Below are 17,233 nucleotides of genomic sequence, written 5' to 3' on the forward strand. Positions count from 1 at the left end.
CAAACTTTAAATTATGAAAAACCAATACTTAAAGTTGTAAGGGAACCACCCCTTACGAGTACAAATTTAAGGCATACTTTGAATCTTCAAATCGTTTTAACTTACTTTAACTATTACATTAACAGTTCTTTTTACTTACGGCTCAAAATTTGGCATTTCATTAAGAAATTACACCCTTTTCAGGTCTGAAATTTGACTTTTTTGAGACTGAGCTGTCCTTTAGAACGCCCAGAAAACTCATCAAAAATCAAATTATAACGTACCTCTTGATTCTTGTTCTCTCTCTATTGCCTCAAAAAGTGCTTTAAAGTTTCCTTTTCCAAAAGATTTAGCTCCTTTTCTCTGAATGATTTCTATAAACATTGTTGGGCGATCCAAAATAGGTTTCGTAAATATCTGAAGTAAATACCCCTCTTCATCCCTATCAATAAGAATACCTAGTTCACTAAGAGGCTCCAAATCTTCATCTATTTCACCTACGCGATCCAGTACATCTTCATAATAGCTAGAGGGTACCGTTAAAAACTCAATACCCCTTTCTCTTAGAGCTGTTACCGTTTCGATAATATTATCTGTCGCAAGAGCCATATGTTGAACTCCTGATCCATTATAAAAATCTATATACTCTTCTATCTGCGATTTCTTTCTACCGTCTGCAGGTTCGTTTATTGGAAATTTAATTCGGCCGTTACCATTGCTCATCACTTTACTCATGAGTGCGGTATATTCTGTAGAAATATCTTTATCGTCAAAAGACACTAACTGGGCAAAGCCCATAACCTTAGCATAGAATTCACACCATTTATTCATTTCGTTCCACCCTACATTACCTACAATGTGATCTACAAACTTTAGACCTACATCCGTAGGTTTATAATAAGGATTCCATGCTCTATAACCTGGCATGAATACACCTTTGTAGTTTTTTCTTTCTACAAAAACATGAACCGTTTCCCCATATGTGTGAATACCAGAAAGCACAACTTCACCACCTTCATCTTTAACAGTCTTAGGCTCCAAGTAACTTTCGGCTCCTCTTTTTGTAGTTTCGGCATAACTCTTAGAAGCATCATCAACCCATAAAGCAATAGCCTTTACCCCGTCTCCATGAGCATCTATATGTTTATTGATTTCACCTCCTGAATTTAACGGAGAAGTAAGTACCAACTTAATTTTATTTTGTTGAAGTACGTAAGACACCCTGTCTTTTAAACCCGTTTCAAGGCCTGCATAAGCCAAAGGCTGAAACCCCCAAGCAGTCATATAATAATGGGCTGCTTGCTTGGCGTTACCTACATAAAGTTCTATATAATCTGTACCTAACAAAGGAAGAAAGTCTTCTGCTTCTAGGTTTTCCTTGGGTAAATTCAATGAAGTATTATCTAAAGTTGACATATGTAAATGTATTTTAGTAAAGTAATTATTTTAAATAAGTTGAGAAACAATACAATTAAGCTCATACCTAAGCATGAACTTTTATTTACATGGCTAGTTACCACATGGCTCTAAGATGAGCGGTAATATCAACTCTAAATTGTAGCATACAACACAAATATCGGAAAAAAACTTCAACCTTAATCCAAGAACATTAAAACCAATACCCTAAACTAAAAAAGAAGCTATTACTCTTACCCTCAGGAGACCAAGAATAATGCATTTGCATGGGCCCCACAAAAGATTCCCAACCATAGCCAATTCCATAACCAGAATAGTTTGGCAGAGTAAACCATTCTCCTGTTCTAAAAAGGTCATCATCTACATTGGCATAATTTGCCGTAAGCATTAAATGGTTCTTTGGCGTAAACTCATAATCTAACCTACCATATGCCTTTACAAAGGAATTCCCTGGCAGAGCCAAAAAATCGTATCCAAAGAAGGGCGTAAAATTATTTATAAGATTGGTTCCAAAACCTCCTAGAACAAAATCGAAAGTAGAAACATTTGATGTACCCAACTTAAAACCACCTTCTGCTTCCACATTAAATGAAAATTTATTTAAAAAAGGTATTGCCGTTCCTATTTTGGCTTTTGCAATTGAAAACTCTTTAAAGTTGTTATTAAAATCCGAGGAGAATACATAAAAGTGAAAATCTCCATCAAAATATAATCCTTTGGAAGGAAAATATTTATCGTCATATGAATCAAAAGTCAACTGTCCAAAAGCACTGTAGAAATTACTTTTCTCAAGAAACGTTCTATCACTAGAGTTACTTACCGTTGCGCTTGCCTGCGTATCTGCACTTTGCCCTAAGGTAGTAGTACTAACCTTTAAGAACTTATGCTCTATACCCATTCTAAAAGAAAACTCTTCCCGCAAAACGGTTTGCACGTAAACCTGATTGGTAAAGTCAGTTATGTCTAGATTTATAGAATTTAAATTAGCTGCAGCCTGAAAATCAAAATTGCTGCGTACCAAATCAAAACTTACATCTTTTTCAAACTCATTAAAACTAGAATTAAATCCGTAACTCCAATAAAATCCTTTATCTACATAATACCTTAATTTATATCTAATATTATCTCCAATAATAAAGTCGAACGAAGAAACGTCATCTCTAGTAATTAGACTTTTTCTTGTATAATTCAGAATTGCTGCGGTCTTGTAAAGGTTATCATAATGAGCTCCCAATCGTATAAATGATTTGCTCTTGTTTTCATCTAAATCAAGAATCATCTCTTGTTCATCGTTATCCTCATTATCTTGTAATTTATAATGAATTGTATGGAAATTACCCGTTGCAGCAAGGTTACTAATACCTTGATGAACCCGTGAAAATGTGGTTGGCTTATCTACGTCAAATCTCAATTTTCCTTTTACGTAACCCCTAGAATAATTTTCACTTTCCCTTATAACCAAATGACTAATACTTAATGTATCTGTAGAAACAATACGCTCTCTTCCCTCATTTCTCTTGCTTTGCATGGATGCCACTTCTTTTAAGGCATCAAAATTTTTCCGTGCTGCGTCTTCGCCACTTTTAATAATTACATCGTCCAGATTAAAATCAATTATGGAATAATCATCCATATTCGGTTTTATGTAGATATCAGTCTTTTTAGACTTTTCTACCATATCAAGAACGGTTTGGTAATTATTGATTTGCAATAAAATCTCTGTGGCGGTTAAAAGAGATTCTCTATCTCTTAAACCGTGCTGTACATCAACACCAATTATAATATCAGCGCCCATTTTTCGGACTTCTTCAATAGGGTAATTATTTACTACTCCGCCATCTATTAAAACTTTTCCATTAATTCGTGCAGGCTCAAAAAGGGAAGGCAATGTACCACTTGCCATAACAGCTTCCGGCAGATATCCATCTTTTAAAATAACTTCCTCACCCGTTTCTACATCCGTGGCAATACAAACAAATGGTATAGGCAAGTCATTAAAGTCATTTATGTTCCGGACTGGATACAAAAATTTGACTAACTCATTATAAACATTCTGACCACCTGAATATGCTGGCGGAACTGATACTTTAAAATTGTCAAAAGGAAGGGTAATCGCATATTTTTCCGAATTCTCTTTTTCGTAAAAAGTTTTAGCACTTCTAGGTAAATTGTCCTGTATAAGATTAGTAAAATCGGTTGCCCTAAAAATCGAATCTAGTTGATCTCCGGTATAACCCGCGGCATATAAAGAACCTACTATAGCCCCCATGCTTGTTCCTCCAATATAATCAACCCTAATACCAGCCTCTTCCAACACCTTAATAGCACCAATATGAGCCATTCCTTTAGCGCCACCGCCACTGAGCACTAAGCCCACCTTAACATCCTTCTTCTCCGAATCTTGCGCTACGGAAAACAAGGTGAAAAAAAGTAAACCAATACCTAAAATGGCTTTTTGCATACTATTGTATTCGTCGTAATATTTAATGGAACGCTTCATAAATTTTTTTAGCCCTAGACATTCCAACGGTTTCTGTCAGGTTTTCTATGGAAGCTTCTTTTATTCTTTTTACCGACTTGAATTTCTTTAAAAGCTCTTCTGCAGTTTTCTCGCCGATACCTTCAATACTCTCTAATTTAGAATTTATTGCAGCCTTACTCCTTTTATTTCTATGAAAAGTTATACCGAAGCGATGCGCCTCATTTCTTAATTGCTGAATAATCTTTAAACTTTCTGACTTTTTATCTAAATAAAGCGGAATAGGATCTTCCGGAAAATAGATTTCTTCCAAACGTTTTGCTATTCCCACAATAGCTATTTTTCCTCGTAACCCAAGAATATCCAGACTTTTTAAAGCGGAAGACAACTGCCCTTTTCCCCCATCAATAACTATTAATTGCGGTAAGGGTTCATCTTCGGCAAGTAAACGTTTGTAGCGTCTAAAAACCACTTCTTCCATAGACGCAAAATCATCAGGTCCTTCAACCGTCTTAATATTGTAATGACGGTATTCCTTTTTAGAAGGTTTCCCATTTTTAAAAACTACGCAAGCTGCAACTGGGTTGCTCCCTTGAATGTTACTGTTATCGAAACATTCTACGTGCCTAGGTTCTTCAGAAAGATGTAAATCCTTCTTCATCTGCGCCATAATCCGGTTGGTATGTCTATCCGGATCAATTATCATACTTTGCTTGAAACGCTCCTGCCTGTAGAATTTGGCATTACGTTCAGACAGTTCAAGAATTTTCTTTTTATCACCTAATTTGGGCACTGTAACTTTTAAATGCGCTTCTACCGGAACCTCAAAAGGAAGGTAGAGCTCTCTGGACAGAGATTTGAATCGTTGTCTTATTTCTATTATGGACAGTGCCAAAAGATCAGCATCTGTTTCATCAAGTTTCTTTTTTATTTCAAGTGTATGCGAACGTGTAATAGAACCATGGGATAATTGTAGAAAATTAACATACGCATATGCCTCATCTGAAATAACCGAAAATACATCTACATTATTAATTTTTGGGTTAACGACAGTAGACCTTACCTGATAATTCTCTAATACTTCTATCTTCTCTTTTACTTGCTGAGCCTCCTCAAACTTCATTTCTGATGCCAAGGTTTTCATTTGAGACCTGAAATAATTCAATGATGACTTAAAATCCCCTTTAATTATTCTTCTAATATCTTGAATCTGCTCATCATACTCCTCTAAACTCTGGAAACCTTCACAAGGGCCATTACAGTTTCCTAAATGATATTCTAAGCATACTTTGTATTTATCCGCTTCTATCTTCTCTTTTGAAAGGTCATAATTACATGTCCGCAATGGGTAAACTCCCTTTATAAGATCAAGCAGAATCCTCACGGTTTTCATACTTGTATAAGGACCAAAATACTCACTACCATCTTTAATTAATTTTCTGGTAGGAAAAATCCTAGGAAAGCGTTCATTCTTAATACAGATCCAAGGATAGGATTTATCATCCTTTAAAAGAACGTTATACCTTGGTCTATACTTTTTAATAAGGTTGTTTTCCAGAAGCAAAGCATCAGACTCCGTAGGAACTACAATATGCTTAATGAGCTTTATTTTTTTAACAAGAACACGTGTCTTGCCATACTCATGATTTTTGGTAAAATAAGAGGATACCCGCTTTTTTAAATTTTTGGCCTTTCCTACATATAAAATTTTATCATCTACGTCATAAAATTGATACACTCCAGGACTCTGGGGTAATGTACGTAATTGAACTTCTATAGGCACTTGGGGCATTACAAAAATGGTTTAAAAAATTAAGTAGTGGGCACATTGGCTTCTAACACGTTAAATTACTATGTTTTATTAAAAGGGCTTAGTGTTTTGGTGTTTTTTAACGAATACTATACCTAAATACAATTTGAAAGAACTGAGGGAATGGCTTAATCAAAGTGGGAATTTGCAAGATTTTGCACTTAAAAATGCACAAATTTGTTAAAAAAACACTAAAAAATGCATTTCACCGATAAAAAGTTGCCGTTGACAGTGTTTCGATTGATTTTTTTATTTAGCTTTAAGAATCAAAATCAATATACCACATGGATAAATATATAATAACCCTCGGATTGTATCTCATCTTGATGATTTCTTTTAAGATATATTACACCGTTTCAGCAAAAGAATAGGCATATATACAGTTTCCCCAATTGTACTGAGATCATAATCAATGCTTAAAAAAGATTTAAGATCTCTCTACAAAAACCGTAGGCATTTATTAGACAATGAGTCGCTTGAAGACTCTAGTCTGAATATCGCCAACGGACTGCTTAAATTGCCGGTATGGTCACATGACTATTACCACATTTTTTTACCGATTTCGGAAAATAAAGAAATTGACACTACGTTTATCTTGTCCATACTTCAAGGAAAGGATAAGAATGTAGTCCTACCTAAAGTAGGAGACAATACTACACTACAGCATTATTTGCTTACTGATTCTACGCGTCTAAAAAAGAACAAATGGAACATACCTGAACCAGTTGATGGTATAGAAGTACCCACTAGTAAAATTGATGTTGTTTTTATACCGCTACTTTCCTTTGACAAAAAGGGAAATCGTGTGGGGTATGGAAAAGGATTCTATGATACATTTTTAGCAGAATGCAGAGAAGATGTTATCAAAATAGGCTTATCCCTCTTTCCCGCTGAAGATGAGCTCATAACGGACATCTATGATAATGATGTTCCTTTAGATTACTGCGTAACTCCTTCTGAGACTTACTCCTTTTAAGAAATTAAGCTGTTTCCTCTACGGTTGTTTCTTCGTCTTCACCTTCTTTACCAAAAGCTCTCTTATTAAAAACTAAAAGAACGCCTACACCTGTGCTAATTGCCATATCGGCAATATTGAATACCGGTTCAAAAAAGCGGAAAGTAGCCCCTCCAAAATAAGGTACCCAATCCGGCCATGTAGTATCTACCATAGGAAAATAAAGCATATCTACTACTTTACCGTAGAAAAGACTACCGTATGGCTCATCTGAAAATGCCGTGGCCAATTGCTGATAGCTATCACTAAAAACAACTCCGTATACCACAGAATCAATAATATTACCCAATGCTCCGGCAAAAATCAAACAAACAGCAAGTATTAAAGTTTTGGAGGATTTCTTCTGTATGGTATCATATAACCAATACCCTATTCCTGCAACAGCAAATAGTCTAAATACCGTTAACACCAATTTGCCTGTAGGCTCTGAAATAGGAAGGAAGTCACTCAATTTAGCACCCCAAGCTGCTCCAGAATTCTCAATGAACAGTATTTTGAACCAACTGAAAACTTCAACGGAATCCCCTAATACAAAATGGGTCTTTATATATATTTTGCTCAGCTGATCAATTAACAATACTGCTATGATAATGAGCAATGACTTCTTTAAATTCATAGTACATCTACAACTTGAATGGGCAAAAATAAGTATATTATTCGGTTTTATTTATCCGGATATTTCCCGTTACGGAAGTTAGTGTATACTTAGACCCCCCTTTTGGAATGTCTTCCTTAGTAATTTTCCCGTATTTACTAATAGCATCTATATCTGCATTTATGGCATATACCAATATACTACCGCTTTGGGTATGCACCTTTACACTTTTGGAAACATTAAAAAGCTCACAATTACCATCGTTTAGCGAAACATCAAGCCCATTGTAATCTCCCTCCACAATAACATTACAACTTCTACCAAATACAGTAACATATTTATGACGTGGCAACATGATTTTTAAGGAAATTGAAATGACCTTATGCGCACTAAGTTTGTCATTGGGGTTCTTAAAATTGGGCTGAAAACCACTACTTATCATTATAGAAGTACCCTGCTCTTTTATAGATAACAAAAGGTCTTTTTTATACTCACCATCAATAACGGCTTCAACAGACATTTCATGACTTTCCGAAGTCTCTAGAACTAACTTATAACAGCTGTTTACATCAATATTGATTGCCGTAACCGCATCATTTATCAATGTCTTTTTTACCACCTTTTGCGCAGCCAAGAGATTAAATACGAAAAAGAAAACAAGAAAGCTCTTCATTTTTTTCGGGTGTAAAAAAGGCCTACAAGAATTAATTTCTTGTAGGCCCTAAAATTATAATCTTGCTGAAATTACTTCTGCATATTCTTTGCCTCAATACTCAATGTGGCATGTGGCACAAGCTTAAGACGTTCTTTAGCGATTAATTTACCAGTAACACGGCAAATACCGTATGTCTTATTCTCGATGCGCAAAACGGCATTTTTCAAATCTCTGATAAATTTCTCCTGACGTATAGCCAACTGCGTATTTGCTTCTTTGCTCATCGTTTCAGACCCCTCTTCAAAGGCTTTAAACGTTGGCGAAGTATCATCCGTACCGTTATTACCATCGTTCATATAAGAACTCTTCAATAAATCTAAATGACTTTTAGCCTTTTCGATTTTGTCCTCGATCAACACTCTAAATTCGGCAAGATCCTTGTCCGAATACCTAACTTTTAAATCTTCTGCCATTATTTTAATGTTTTTCAATAAATAATTTAGTTGTTATTTCATCAAAAGAAACCTCAGTTCCTTTATCCAATTTTTCCTCAAAAACAAGTTCGGCGGTCAGTGTTTCGGTCTTAATATAATCTAAATTATTAAATACCGCTTTTTCCACGAGCCCATCTTTAAGAATTTTAACGTCAATTCTATCCGTCACCTCAAATCCAGAATCTTTTCTTATGTTCTGAATTCTGTTTACAAGCTCCCTAGCAATACCCTCTTCTCTTAAATTTTCATTGATCGTTACGTCCAAAGCTACCGTAATAGGTCCTGAACTAGCAACTAACCAACCTTCAATATCTTGAGAGGCTATCTCTACATCTTGCAATTGTAATGTAATAATTTTATCGATAATATCAAGCGAAATTTCGCCATCCTGTTCAATTTTTTGGATATCATCTTGCCCCAACTTAGCAACGGCCTGAGCAATTTTTTTCATATCCTTCCCAAATTTAGGCCCTAAAACCTTAAAGTTGGGCTTAATCTGTTTCACCAAAATACCAGAAGCGTCATCTAGCAATTCTATTTCTTTAACATTCACTTCAGACATTATAAGATCTGCCACCGCTTCTATCTCATGCTTTTGCTTTTCATCTAAAATAGGAATCATTACTTTCTGTAATGGTTGGCGCACTTTTATCTTTTCTTTCTGACGGATAGAAAGCACCAAAGACGAAATAGTCTGCGCTTTCTCCATCTTACTTTCCAAATCCCTATCTACAATTGCTTCGTTGTATACTGGAAATTTAGCCAAATGTACACTTTCAAAATCCTCCGTATGAGTCGTATTTGTTAAATCTTTATAAAGTCTATCCATAAAGAACGGAGCAACAGGTGCTGATAATTTAGCTACTGTTTCAAGACAAGTATACAGCGTTTGATAGGCCGATATTTTATCTTTCTCATACGTACCTTTCCAGAAACGTCTTCTACACAGACGCACATACCAATTACTTAAATTCTCCTGTACATAGTCTGAAATAGCACGTGTTGCCTTTGTAGGCTCATAATCGGCATAAGCTTCATCAACCGTTTTAATCAACGAATGAAGTTCCGATAAAATCCATCGGTCTATTTCTGGTCTTTCGTTCAACGGAATTTCATCCTCTGAATAATCAAAAGCATCTATATTGGCATACAGACAGAAAAAAGAATAGGTATTATAAAGTGTCCCGAAGAATTTTCGTTTTACCTCAACTATACCTTCTGTGTCAAATTTTAAATTATCCCAAGGGTTTGCATTAGAAATCATATACCAACGCGTTGCATCTGCACCGTGCGCATCCATAGTTTCAAAAGGGTCTGCGGCATTGCCCAAACGTTTTGACATCTTCTTGCCCTCTTTATCCAACACAAGCCCGTTAGAAACTACATTTTTATAGGCCACAGAATCAAAAACCATGGTACCAATAGCATGTAGCGTATAGAACCAACCTCTAGTCTGATCTACTCCTTCCGCGATAAAATCTGCTGGAAAAGTCTTGCCTTCATCAATCAGATCTTTATTTTCGAATGGGTAGTGCCATTGCGCATAAGGCATGGAACCACTATCAAACCAAACATCAATAAGATCGCTTTCGCGTTTCATGGGTTTACCTGATGCTGAAACCAAAACAACATCATCTACAATATTCTTATGCAGGTCTATTTTATCGTAATTCTCTTCGGATAGATCACCGACTATAAAATCATCGAAAATATCTTTTTTCATTACTCCTGCAGCTACTGCCTTTGCCATTTCTGACTTCAGCTCAGCTACCGACCCAATCATTATTTCTTCTTTACCGTCTTCTGTTCTCCAGATAGGAAGAGGAATACCCCAATACCTTGATCTAGAAAGGTTCCAGTCATTAGCATTAGCCAACCAGTTACCAAAACGGCCTTCGCCAGTTGATTTTGGTTTCCAGTTAATTGTCTTGTTCAATTCGAACATCCGATCCTTAACATCGCTGATTTTAATGAACCATGAATCTAACGGGTAATATAAAATAGGCTTGTCCGTACGCCAGCAGTTAGGATAACTGTGAACATACTTCTCTACTTTAAAAGCCTTGTTCTCTTCTTTTAATTTTATAGCAAGCTCTACGTCTATTGATCTTTCAGGTTCTTCGCCTGTTTCATAATATTCGTTTTTGACGTATTTACCGCCAAACTCTTTCATTTCGGGACGAAATCTACCTTGCAGATCCACCAAAGGGACTGGATTATTATTTTCGTCAAGTACTAATAACGGTGGTATTTCTGGGGATGCCTGTTTGGCCACCAAAGCATCATCCGCACCAAAAGTAGGCGCAGTGTGCACAATACCGGTACCATCATCTATGGTTACAAAATCTCCCGAAATTACACGAAATGCGTTTTCAGGGTTTTGATATGGGAGTGCGTAATCTAGTAATTGCTCATATTTTACACCTACTAAATCCTTACCCACAAACTCCTTTACGACATAGAAAGGAATTTTCTTATCACCAGATGTATATTCTAATAATTCTGGTTTTGTTTCAACTTGTTTAAACTTCCCAGAAAACTGTTTACCTACCAAGTTCTTGGCAAGCACTACGTTCATTGGTTTAAATGTGTACTGATTGTACGTTTCCACCAAAACATAATCAATCTTTGGCCCAACAGTCAATGCAGTGTTGGAAGGAAGTGTCCATGGTGTAGTTGTCCAAGCCAAGAAATAAACATCACCTTCGTTCTGAAGAAAGTCTGGCAATGATTCTTCTATAGCTTTAAATTGTGCAACAACCGTTGTATCCGTAACATCTTGATACGTTCCTGGCTGGTTTAATTCATGCGAACTTAAACCTGTACCCGCTTTTGGCGAGTAAGGCTGAATTGTATATCCTTTATAAATTAGGCCTTTATCATATATCTCCTTCAATAACCACCAAACAGATTCCATATATTTTGGCTTGTAGGTAATGTACGGGTCTTTCATATCTACCCAATACCCTACTTGCTCCGTCATACGGTTCCATACATCAGTATAACGCATGACCGCTTTTTTACAAGCAGCGTTATATTCTTCTACGGAGATTTTTTTTCCAATATCTTCTTTTGTGATACCTAGTTCTTTCTCAACACCCAACTCAATAGGTAGTCCGTGGGTATCCCATCCAGCTTTTCGTTTTACCTGAAAACCCTTCATGGTCTTGTACCTAGGAAAAATATCCTTTATAGTTCGCGCCATTACGTGGTGAATACCAGGCATACCGTTTGCCGATGGCGGACCCTCGTAAAATACATAACTAGGTTTACCCTCTCTAGAGGAAACACTTTTCTCAAATATTTGGTTTTGTTTCCAGTAATCGAGTATATCCTCAGCTACTTTGGGCAAATCCAATCCTTTATATTCCGCAAACTTCATAATAAGTGGCTCTACTGCATTAATTTAAGGCTGCAAAATTAGGGATTTTTACCCGAATTAAGTCGATTTGAAAGAATTGAAATACGGCATGGAAAACAACTTTGTAAGAAAATGTTAAAATATAGCGTCCAAAATGTCGTTTGATACGTATATCACAAAAACAATTAAACAAAACTTTAAACACAAAATCATGAAAAAAGTAATTTTAGGTTCCGTTTTAATGCTTGCCTTGAGTATGTCTTTCGTTTCTTGTAGAGAAGCTGCTGATAAAGCAAAGAGTGCTACAGACGAAGCTGGTGCTGCTATGGAGCAGGCTGGTGAAGATGCTAAAGAAATGGGATCTGATGCCATGGATAAAGCAGGTGAAGCAGGTAGCGAAGCTATGGACAAAGCTGCTGAAGCAGGTGAAGACATCAAAGCTGGTGCAGAAGATGCAGCTAACGATTTGAAAGCTAAAGCTAACGAAGCTGGTGATGATATCAAAGCAAAAGCTAATGAAGCTGCTGCAGATGTTAAAGATGCCGCTAGTGGTGCTGCTGATAAAGCAACGGACGCTGCTAATAAAGCTGGTGACGATGCTAAAGCTGCTGCTAACAGCGCTGCTGATAAAGCAAAAGCTGCTATCAACTAATTATAAGTTATACTTATTATAACATAAGAACCCTGGCCAATGGCCGGGGTTCTTTATTTTTAGACCTTTTTTTTGTATTACTAAAACCGATATCCCAAACCTAGAACCAAATTTATACCTGGTGCAGAAATTCCCGAAGAATACGAACGATACCGTTGATCTGTAAAATTCTCAAGGTTTAAAGAAACTTTAAGATCACTAGTAACTTCATACTGCGAGCGAATATTTAAGGTATACCAAGACGGAGAATACGGATTACCATCTACATCCGTTGCATAGATGTACTCTTTACTACGTTCAGAAGTAGCTAAATCATAAAACGGAATCTCTCCGTTATAATTCAAGAACAAATCTGTTTTTAGTCTTTGGTTCTTATAAACTAGGTGTAAATCACCAAAAGTAGGTGACACATGCCTTCCTGGAGACTCTGTACCATCCTCTTCTTCCTCAATACCCTCGGTGATAGTTAGATTAGAAACCACTGAAATATTATCCGTAAGGAAAGCTTCCACCCCAAATTCAAACCCATAAACAAAAGCCTTCGCAGCATTTTGAATAGCCTGTACGCTGCTCAATTCGCCATTGTACATAATTTCATCTTCTCCATCAAACAAATAATCTCTACGCACCAAAGCATCTACCAAATAGGTATAAAACGCCGCACTTTTGAAAACCAGCTTATCATTAAAATTCTTTTGAATGCCTAATTCCATATTATAGGCATACTCGGGTTCTAAGTCAGGATTTGGAACTACTACGGCACCAGGCTCAGAATCGAATATTTTGCCAACGTCATCTATGTTTGGTGCCCTGAACCCTGTTGACCCGTTTAAAGTAATTTGTAAATCTGCCTTCGGAAACCAGCTGAATCCCAAACTACCGGTTAATGCGCCATTATTAAGATTGGCATCATCAAAAGGAAACGGATAATAGGTCTTATCAAAAGCAGCATCAATCCAAACATGACTGTACCTAAGACCAGATAGTAAAGTAAAATTAGGCTTGGCTTTATACTCCCCATTTACATAGCCCGCCAAAGTTTGCCAAGTAGAGCCATCAGGATACCTAGAAGCTGTACCAGAAACTATATTGGTTTCTATATCTTCTTGACTACCCACAGAACCTACTTTGTTAAATATATACTCACCTCCATAATACAGGCGCAGGTTACCTATTTTTTTATTTTCAAAATCGATATTAGTAGATATCGCATCTACTTTCTCTTCTGTTGAATATCTAATTACGTCCTGAAAACCCCTATCATTTCGGCTTTCCTCAAAATGTTGATATGCGGTGGTTATCTTTAATCCATCGTAAAAAATACCCTTACCTCTTTTATTCATTTGTAAATTACCCATGAACCACTTCTGAGGCCCGTAATACCATTCTGCAGAACGAAGCCCATCTCCTGCCTTATCTGGTCGTATCAAACGATCATATCTTGCATAATCCGATGTTTCAGAATAATGAAGACCTAAATCATATTGCCAAGTATTGTTAGGTTTATAGGCTATTTTTTGCATCAAATTAAATTGATTATAACCTGTAGGATTCTGCTCTTTAGGGTTTTCATTTAGCACAAGAACATCTGCTCCATTGACTGTTGATGCATATTGATTTCTCAAATACGAGTCAGGACCGTGAGAGCCCATTTTCATATCATCAAAACTATTATATGAAGCGCTCGTCAGAAAAGCCCACTTCTTTTTACCCAAATTAAAATCCACATGAACCGTATTCTCTATATTAACCGAAGCAAAACGATAGCTCGCGTTACCGGAAAAAGAAAGACTATCAGAATTTGAAAACTCCGCTTTCTTGGTGTAAAAATTCATAACGCCACCAATAGCATCACTACCGTAAATAACGGAACCTGGGCCAAAAATTATCTCCGTACTTTTTATTGAATAAGGGTCTATTGAAATTACATTCTGAAGGTTGCCTCCCCTAAAAATGGCATTATTCATACGCACACCATCTACGGACAATAATAAACGGTTCGTAGCAAAACCCCTAATCATTGGGCTACCGCCTCCTAGCTGACTTTTTTGAACAAACACCTTACCACTGTTCTGCAATAGATCCGCTGAAGTCTGTGGGCTTGAAAAAGCGATATCTCGTGCATCTATAACCGTAATTTTATTAGGGATGTCCTTTTTCTGCTGCTCCCATTTTGAAACCGACATGACCACTTCATCAAGCTCTTCTGCCTTCATGACCATAAAAAATCGGTTTCCATGCCTATGGATTTGACCCCGGGTACTCTTTCTTAACTGATAACTGAGATGGCGGAAAGCAATACGTTCTTCTTGATTAAAAATACTTAGGTCTACCTTTCCATCAAAATCAGTAAGTGCTGTTTTTGTATGGTCATTATTGTAAATAGCAACGTTTCCTATAGGTTCACGGGTATCCACATCCAAGACCGTGATCTGCTGCGCAAACCCCACTTGAACACATAAAAAAATAAGTAAAAACAGAACTTTGTTCATACTAGTTAAAGACTTCGTTTAAGATGGCAAGGGATTTTGGTTTTCTAAATCCCTGTAAATGCAACTCATAGAACAATACAAGCGATTGCAAAAGTTCTTGACGGTTACTTTTGTTCATTTTGATATGATGTATCTCATCAAAATTTATGCCCAAGAAGGTTTTAAAATAAGTAAGATTCTCTCCGTTTAAAATTGGGTTCAAAGAAAGCGTGTTAGTAAACTCACCTTCTAGCAAATCAAAATAACTTGACTCTATCTCTTTCGTATCCGGATAAAACCCCAAATACCGAGTTAAGCGAACCAAAAAATAAATATGAAAATTAGAGAATCCGTTTTGTGCATCCAGCCATTGCAGAGAGACTTCTATAAATTCAAAAAGAGCTTCGTTTGCTTCTTCCTCATAAATACTATTGGCCAACATTTCGGCCAGAAATAAAGTCATGGCATTTTTTGAAATATCGGAATGTAACGTCTGGTAAGGGTAATTTATTTTAGCCTCCTTTATACTTTCTAAAGAACCTTTATTCCTATGGTTAGCAACAATTTCTAGTTGAGTCAAAGGTTGAAAATAAGCAGTTTTCAATTTGCCTTTTTTAGAAGATAAAACTCCTCTTAACAAATAAGACTTTATACCACCGGAATTTGTAAAGGCTTTTACAATTAAACTTGTATCACCATATTTAAGAGATGTAAGAACTATAGCTTTGGTAGTTACCTGCATTTACAAGAGTGGCTTTACAACAAAGATAACTTTAAATAGTACTAAATTGAACTTATCGATTTAAGGAAAAGAAGTAGTTTATACTGAAATAAAAAAGCCTGCAACTTTTAGAAGTTACAGGCCAAAATTATAATAGAATGTTTCTCTTATATAACACCTTGCGCTAACATGGCATCGGCAACTTTTACGAAACCAGCTATGTTTGCACCTTTTACATAATTACAAAAGCCATCCTCTTCTTTTCCGTATTCGATACAAGAATCATGAATGTCTTCCATAATATCACGAAGTCTTTCATCTACCTCTTCTCTTGTCCAGCTTATACGCAAGGAGTTCTGTGACATTTCAAGACCTGAAGTGGCAACACCACCAGCATTGGAGGCCTTACCTGGAGCGAATAAAATTTTTGATTCGTGGAATGCATGAACAGCATCTGCATCACAAGGCATATTCGCACCTTCTACGACACACATACAACCATTAGCCATCAGCTTTTTGGCATCGCCAACTAACAGCTCATTCTGAGTTGCACACGGTAATGCTATATCACATTTTACTTCCCAAGGCGTTTTACCCTTATGGTATTCAGAACCTTTATACTTATCAGTATATTCAGATATTCTACCACGTCTCTCGTTCTTCAAATCCATTACAAAGGCTAACTTCTCTGTATTAATACCCTCTGGGTCATAAATGTAACCAGCAGAATCAGATAGTGTAACAACTTTACCTCCCAATTGAATAACTTTCTCCGCAGCGTACTGTGCTACGTTTCCAGAACCAGAAATAACAACGGTTTTCCCTTCAAAAGTTTCGTTCTTGGTTTTAAGCATACTTTGAGCAAAATATACCGTTCCGTATCCTGTTGCTTCGGGACGAATTTTAGAACCACCCCAAGAAAGACCTTTACCTGTAAGAACACCGGTAAACTCATTTCTAATTTTCTTGTACATTCCAAATAAGAAGCCAATCTCACGAGCACCTACACCTATATCTCCCGCAGGTACATCTGTATTAGGACCAATATGGCGACAAAGTTCCAACATAAATGCGTGACAAAAACGCATAACCTCATCATCTGACTTTCCTTTCGGGTCAAAATCCGAACCTCCTTTTCCTCCGCCCATAGGCAAAGTAGTTAGACTGTTTTTAAAAACTTGTTCAAAAGCCAAGAACTTTAAAATACTGGCATTAACCGAGGGATGGAACCGCAAACCACCCTTGTAAGGCCCAATAGCAGAGTTCATCTGAATACGATAACCTCTATTTACATGTATCTCTCCTTCATCATCTACCCAAGCTACTCTAAATGAAATAAGCCTTTCAGGCTCAACCATTCGCAACAAGATATTCTTACCATTATATATTTTATTCTTAGCGATATATGGAATTACCGTTTCAGCAACTTCTTGTACCGCTTGAATGAACTCGGGCTCATGCCCGTTTCTTGTTTTGACTTCTTCCATGAAGTCTCTAATCTTAATGTCCATAACGAAATTTTTGTTGAATTTTGATTATAACGACAAAATTATGTTATTTATATAACTCGTAGGGCCTTTTTTTA

General features: G+C 36.6%; 12 protein-coding genes. 2 read left to right on the forward strand and 10 right to left on the reverse strand.

Features of this window, described 5'->3' with window-relative positions; genetic code table 11:
- Nucleotides 1-252: 252 nt before the first annotated feature.
- From hppD to uvrC, 3 genes are all read right to left on the reverse strand, one after another.
- Nucleotides 253-1,395 (reverse strand): 4-hydroxyphenylpyruvate dioxygenase, encoded by a 1,143-nt coding sequence (hppD, locus tag HW347_RS02260; RefSeq protein WP_214610328.1) that lies wholly within the window; start codon nucleotides 1,393-1,395, stop codon nucleotides 253-255.
- Nucleotides 1,396-1,588: 193 nt separating this feature from the next.
- On the reverse strand, nucleotides 1,589-3,895 hold the full coding sequence (locus HW347_RS02265) for a patatin-like phospholipase family protein (protein WP_394370267.1): 2,307 nt from the start codon (nucleotides 3,893-3,895) through the stop codon (nucleotides 1,589-1,591).
- Nucleotides 3,879-5,666: an excinuclease ABC subunit UvrC gene (gene uvrC / locus HW347_RS02270; RefSeq protein WP_214610329.1), complete on the reverse strand. Its 1,788-nt coding sequence runs from the start codon at nucleotides 5,664-5,666 to the stop codon at nucleotides 3,879-3,881. Before uvrC ends, HW347_RS02265 begins: the two co-directional genes overlap by 17 nt.
- Before the next feature lie 430 nt (nucleotides 5,667-6,096).
- Here uvrC and HW347_RS02275 point away from each other — a divergent pair, with 430 nt between their 5' ends.
- The gene (locus HW347_RS02275; RefSeq protein WP_214610330.1) at nucleotides 6,097-6,660 is read left to right on the forward strand and encodes a 5-formyltetrahydrofolate cyclo-ligase; all 564 of its coding nucleotides are present in this window, start codon (nucleotides 6,097-6,099) and stop codon (nucleotides 6,658-6,660) included.
- Nucleotides 6,661-6,664: 4 nt separating this feature from the next.
- On the opposite strand, the gene HW347_RS02280 is transcribed toward HW347_RS02275, so the two are convergent.
- The 4 genes from HW347_RS02280 to ileS form a co-directional block, all read right to left on the reverse strand.
- On the reverse strand, nucleotides 6,665-7,315 hold the full coding sequence (locus HW347_RS02280) for a lipoprotein signal peptidase (RefSeq protein ID WP_214610331.1): 651 nt from the start codon (nucleotides 7,313-7,315) through the stop codon (nucleotides 6,665-6,667).
- Between the two features lie 37 nt (nucleotides 7,316-7,352).
- Nucleotides 7,353-7,967 carry a DUF4097 family beta strand repeat-containing protein gene (locus HW347_RS02285; RefSeq protein ID WP_214610332.1) on the reverse strand — a complete coding sequence of 205 codons (615 nt, stop codon included), beginning with the start codon at nucleotides 7,965-7,967 and terminating at the stop codon, nucleotides 7,353-7,355.
- A 71-nt stretch (nucleotides 7,968-8,038) separates the two neighbouring features.
- Nucleotides 8,039-8,422: a TraR/DksA family transcriptional regulator gene (locus HW347_RS02290; RefSeq protein WP_038240120.1), complete on the reverse strand. Its 384-nt coding sequence runs from the start codon at nucleotides 8,420-8,422 to the stop codon at nucleotides 8,039-8,041.
- A gap of 4 nt (nucleotides 8,423-8,426) precedes the next feature.
- Nucleotides 8,427-11,825, reverse strand: a complete 3,399-nt coding sequence (ileS, locus tag HW347_RS02295) for an isoleucine--tRNA ligase (RefSeq protein WP_214610333.1) — start codon at nucleotides 11,823-11,825, stop codon at nucleotides 8,427-8,429.
- A gap of 190 nt (nucleotides 11,826-12,015) precedes the next feature.
- Between ileS and HW347_RS02300 the strand changes: the two genes are divergently transcribed.
- Complete coding sequence (locus HW347_RS02300; RefSeq protein ID WP_214610334.1) at nucleotides 12,016-12,456, forward strand: hypothetical protein; 441 nt, start codon at nucleotides 12,016-12,018, stop codon at nucleotides 12,454-12,456.
- Nucleotides 12,457-12,536: 80 nt separating this feature from the next.
- Here HW347_RS02300 and HW347_RS02305 read toward each other — a convergent pair whose 3' ends face one another.
- From HW347_RS02305 to gdhA, 3 genes are all read right to left on the reverse strand, one after another.
- On the reverse strand, nucleotides 12,537-14,948 hold the full coding sequence (locus tag HW347_RS02305; RefSeq protein ID WP_214610335.1) for a TonB-dependent receptor plug domain-containing protein: 2,412 nt from the start codon (nucleotides 14,946-14,948) through the stop codon (nucleotides 12,537-12,539).
- A gap of 1 nt (nucleotide 14,949) precedes the next feature.
- Nucleotides 14,950-15,669: a DNA repair protein RecO gene (gene recO, locus HW347_RS02310; RefSeq protein ID WP_214610336.1), complete on the reverse strand. Its 720-nt coding sequence runs from the start codon at nucleotides 15,667-15,669 to the stop codon at nucleotides 14,950-14,952.
- Nucleotides 15,670-15,815: 146 nt separating this feature from the next.
- Entirely contained in the window at nucleotides 15,816-17,159 is a 1,344-nt protein-coding gene (gene gdhA, locus HW347_RS02315) for an NADP-specific glutamate dehydrogenase (RefSeq protein ID WP_214610337.1), read from the reverse strand.
- Nucleotides 17,160-17,233: the final 74 nt, after the last annotated feature.

It is taken from the genome of Zobellia barbeyronii (genome assembly GCF_018603515.1).
Classification (GTDB): domain Bacteria; phylum Bacteroidota; class Bacteroidia; order Flavobacteriales; family Flavobacteriaceae; genus Zobellia; species Zobellia barbeyronii.

What these genes read in the sequence shown, in the direction of transcription:
- HW347_RS02285 (WP_214610332.1), bottom strand. Translation starts at nt 7,967, where the DNA reads ATGAAGAGCTTTCTTGTTTTCTTTTTCGTATTTAATCTCTTGGCTGCG.
- HW347_RS02300 (WP_214610334.1), top strand. Translation starts at nt 12,016, where the DNA reads ATGAAAAAAGTAATTTTAGGTTCCGTTTTAATGCTTGCCTTGAGTATG.
- hppD (WP_214610328.1), bottom strand. Translation starts at nt 1,395, where the DNA reads ATGTCAACTTTAGATAATACTTCATTGAATTTACCCAAGGAAAACCTA.
- ileS (WP_214610333.1), bottom strand. Translation starts at nt 11,825, where the DNA reads ATGAAGTTTGCGGAATATAAAGGATTGGATTTGCCCAAAGTAGCTGAG.
- HW347_RS02265 (WP_394370267.1), bottom strand. Translation starts at nt 3,895, where the DNA reads ATGAAGCGTTCCATTAAATATTACGACGAATACAATAGTATGCAAAAA.
- gdhA (WP_214610337.1), bottom strand. Translation starts at nt 17,159, where the DNA reads ATGGACATTAAGATTAGAGACTTCATGGAAGAAGTCAAAACAAGAAAC.
- HW347_RS02280 (WP_214610331.1), bottom strand. Translation starts at nt 7,315, where the DNA reads ATGAATTTAAAGAAGTCATTGCTCATTATCATAGCAGTATTGTTAATT.
- HW347_RS02305 (WP_214610335.1), bottom strand. Translation starts at nt 14,948, where the DNA reads ATGAACAAAGTTCTGTTTTTACTTATTTTTTTATGTGTTCAAGTGGGG.
- uvrC (WP_214610329.1), bottom strand. Translation starts at nt 5,666, where the DNA reads ATGCCCCAAGTGCCTATAGAAGTTCAATTACGTACATTACCCCAGAGT.
- HW347_RS02290 (WP_038240120.1), bottom strand. Translation starts at nt 8,422, where the DNA reads ATGGCAGAAGATTTAAAAGTTAGGTATTCGGACAAGGATCTTGCCGAA.
- HW347_RS02275 (WP_214610330.1), top strand. Translation starts at nt 6,097, where the DNA reads ATGCTTAAAAAAGATTTAAGATCTCTCTACAAAAACCGTAGGCATTTA.
- recO (WP_214610336.1), bottom strand. Translation starts at nt 15,669, where the DNA reads ATGCAGGTAACTACCAAAGCTATAGTTCTTACATCTCTTAAATATGGT.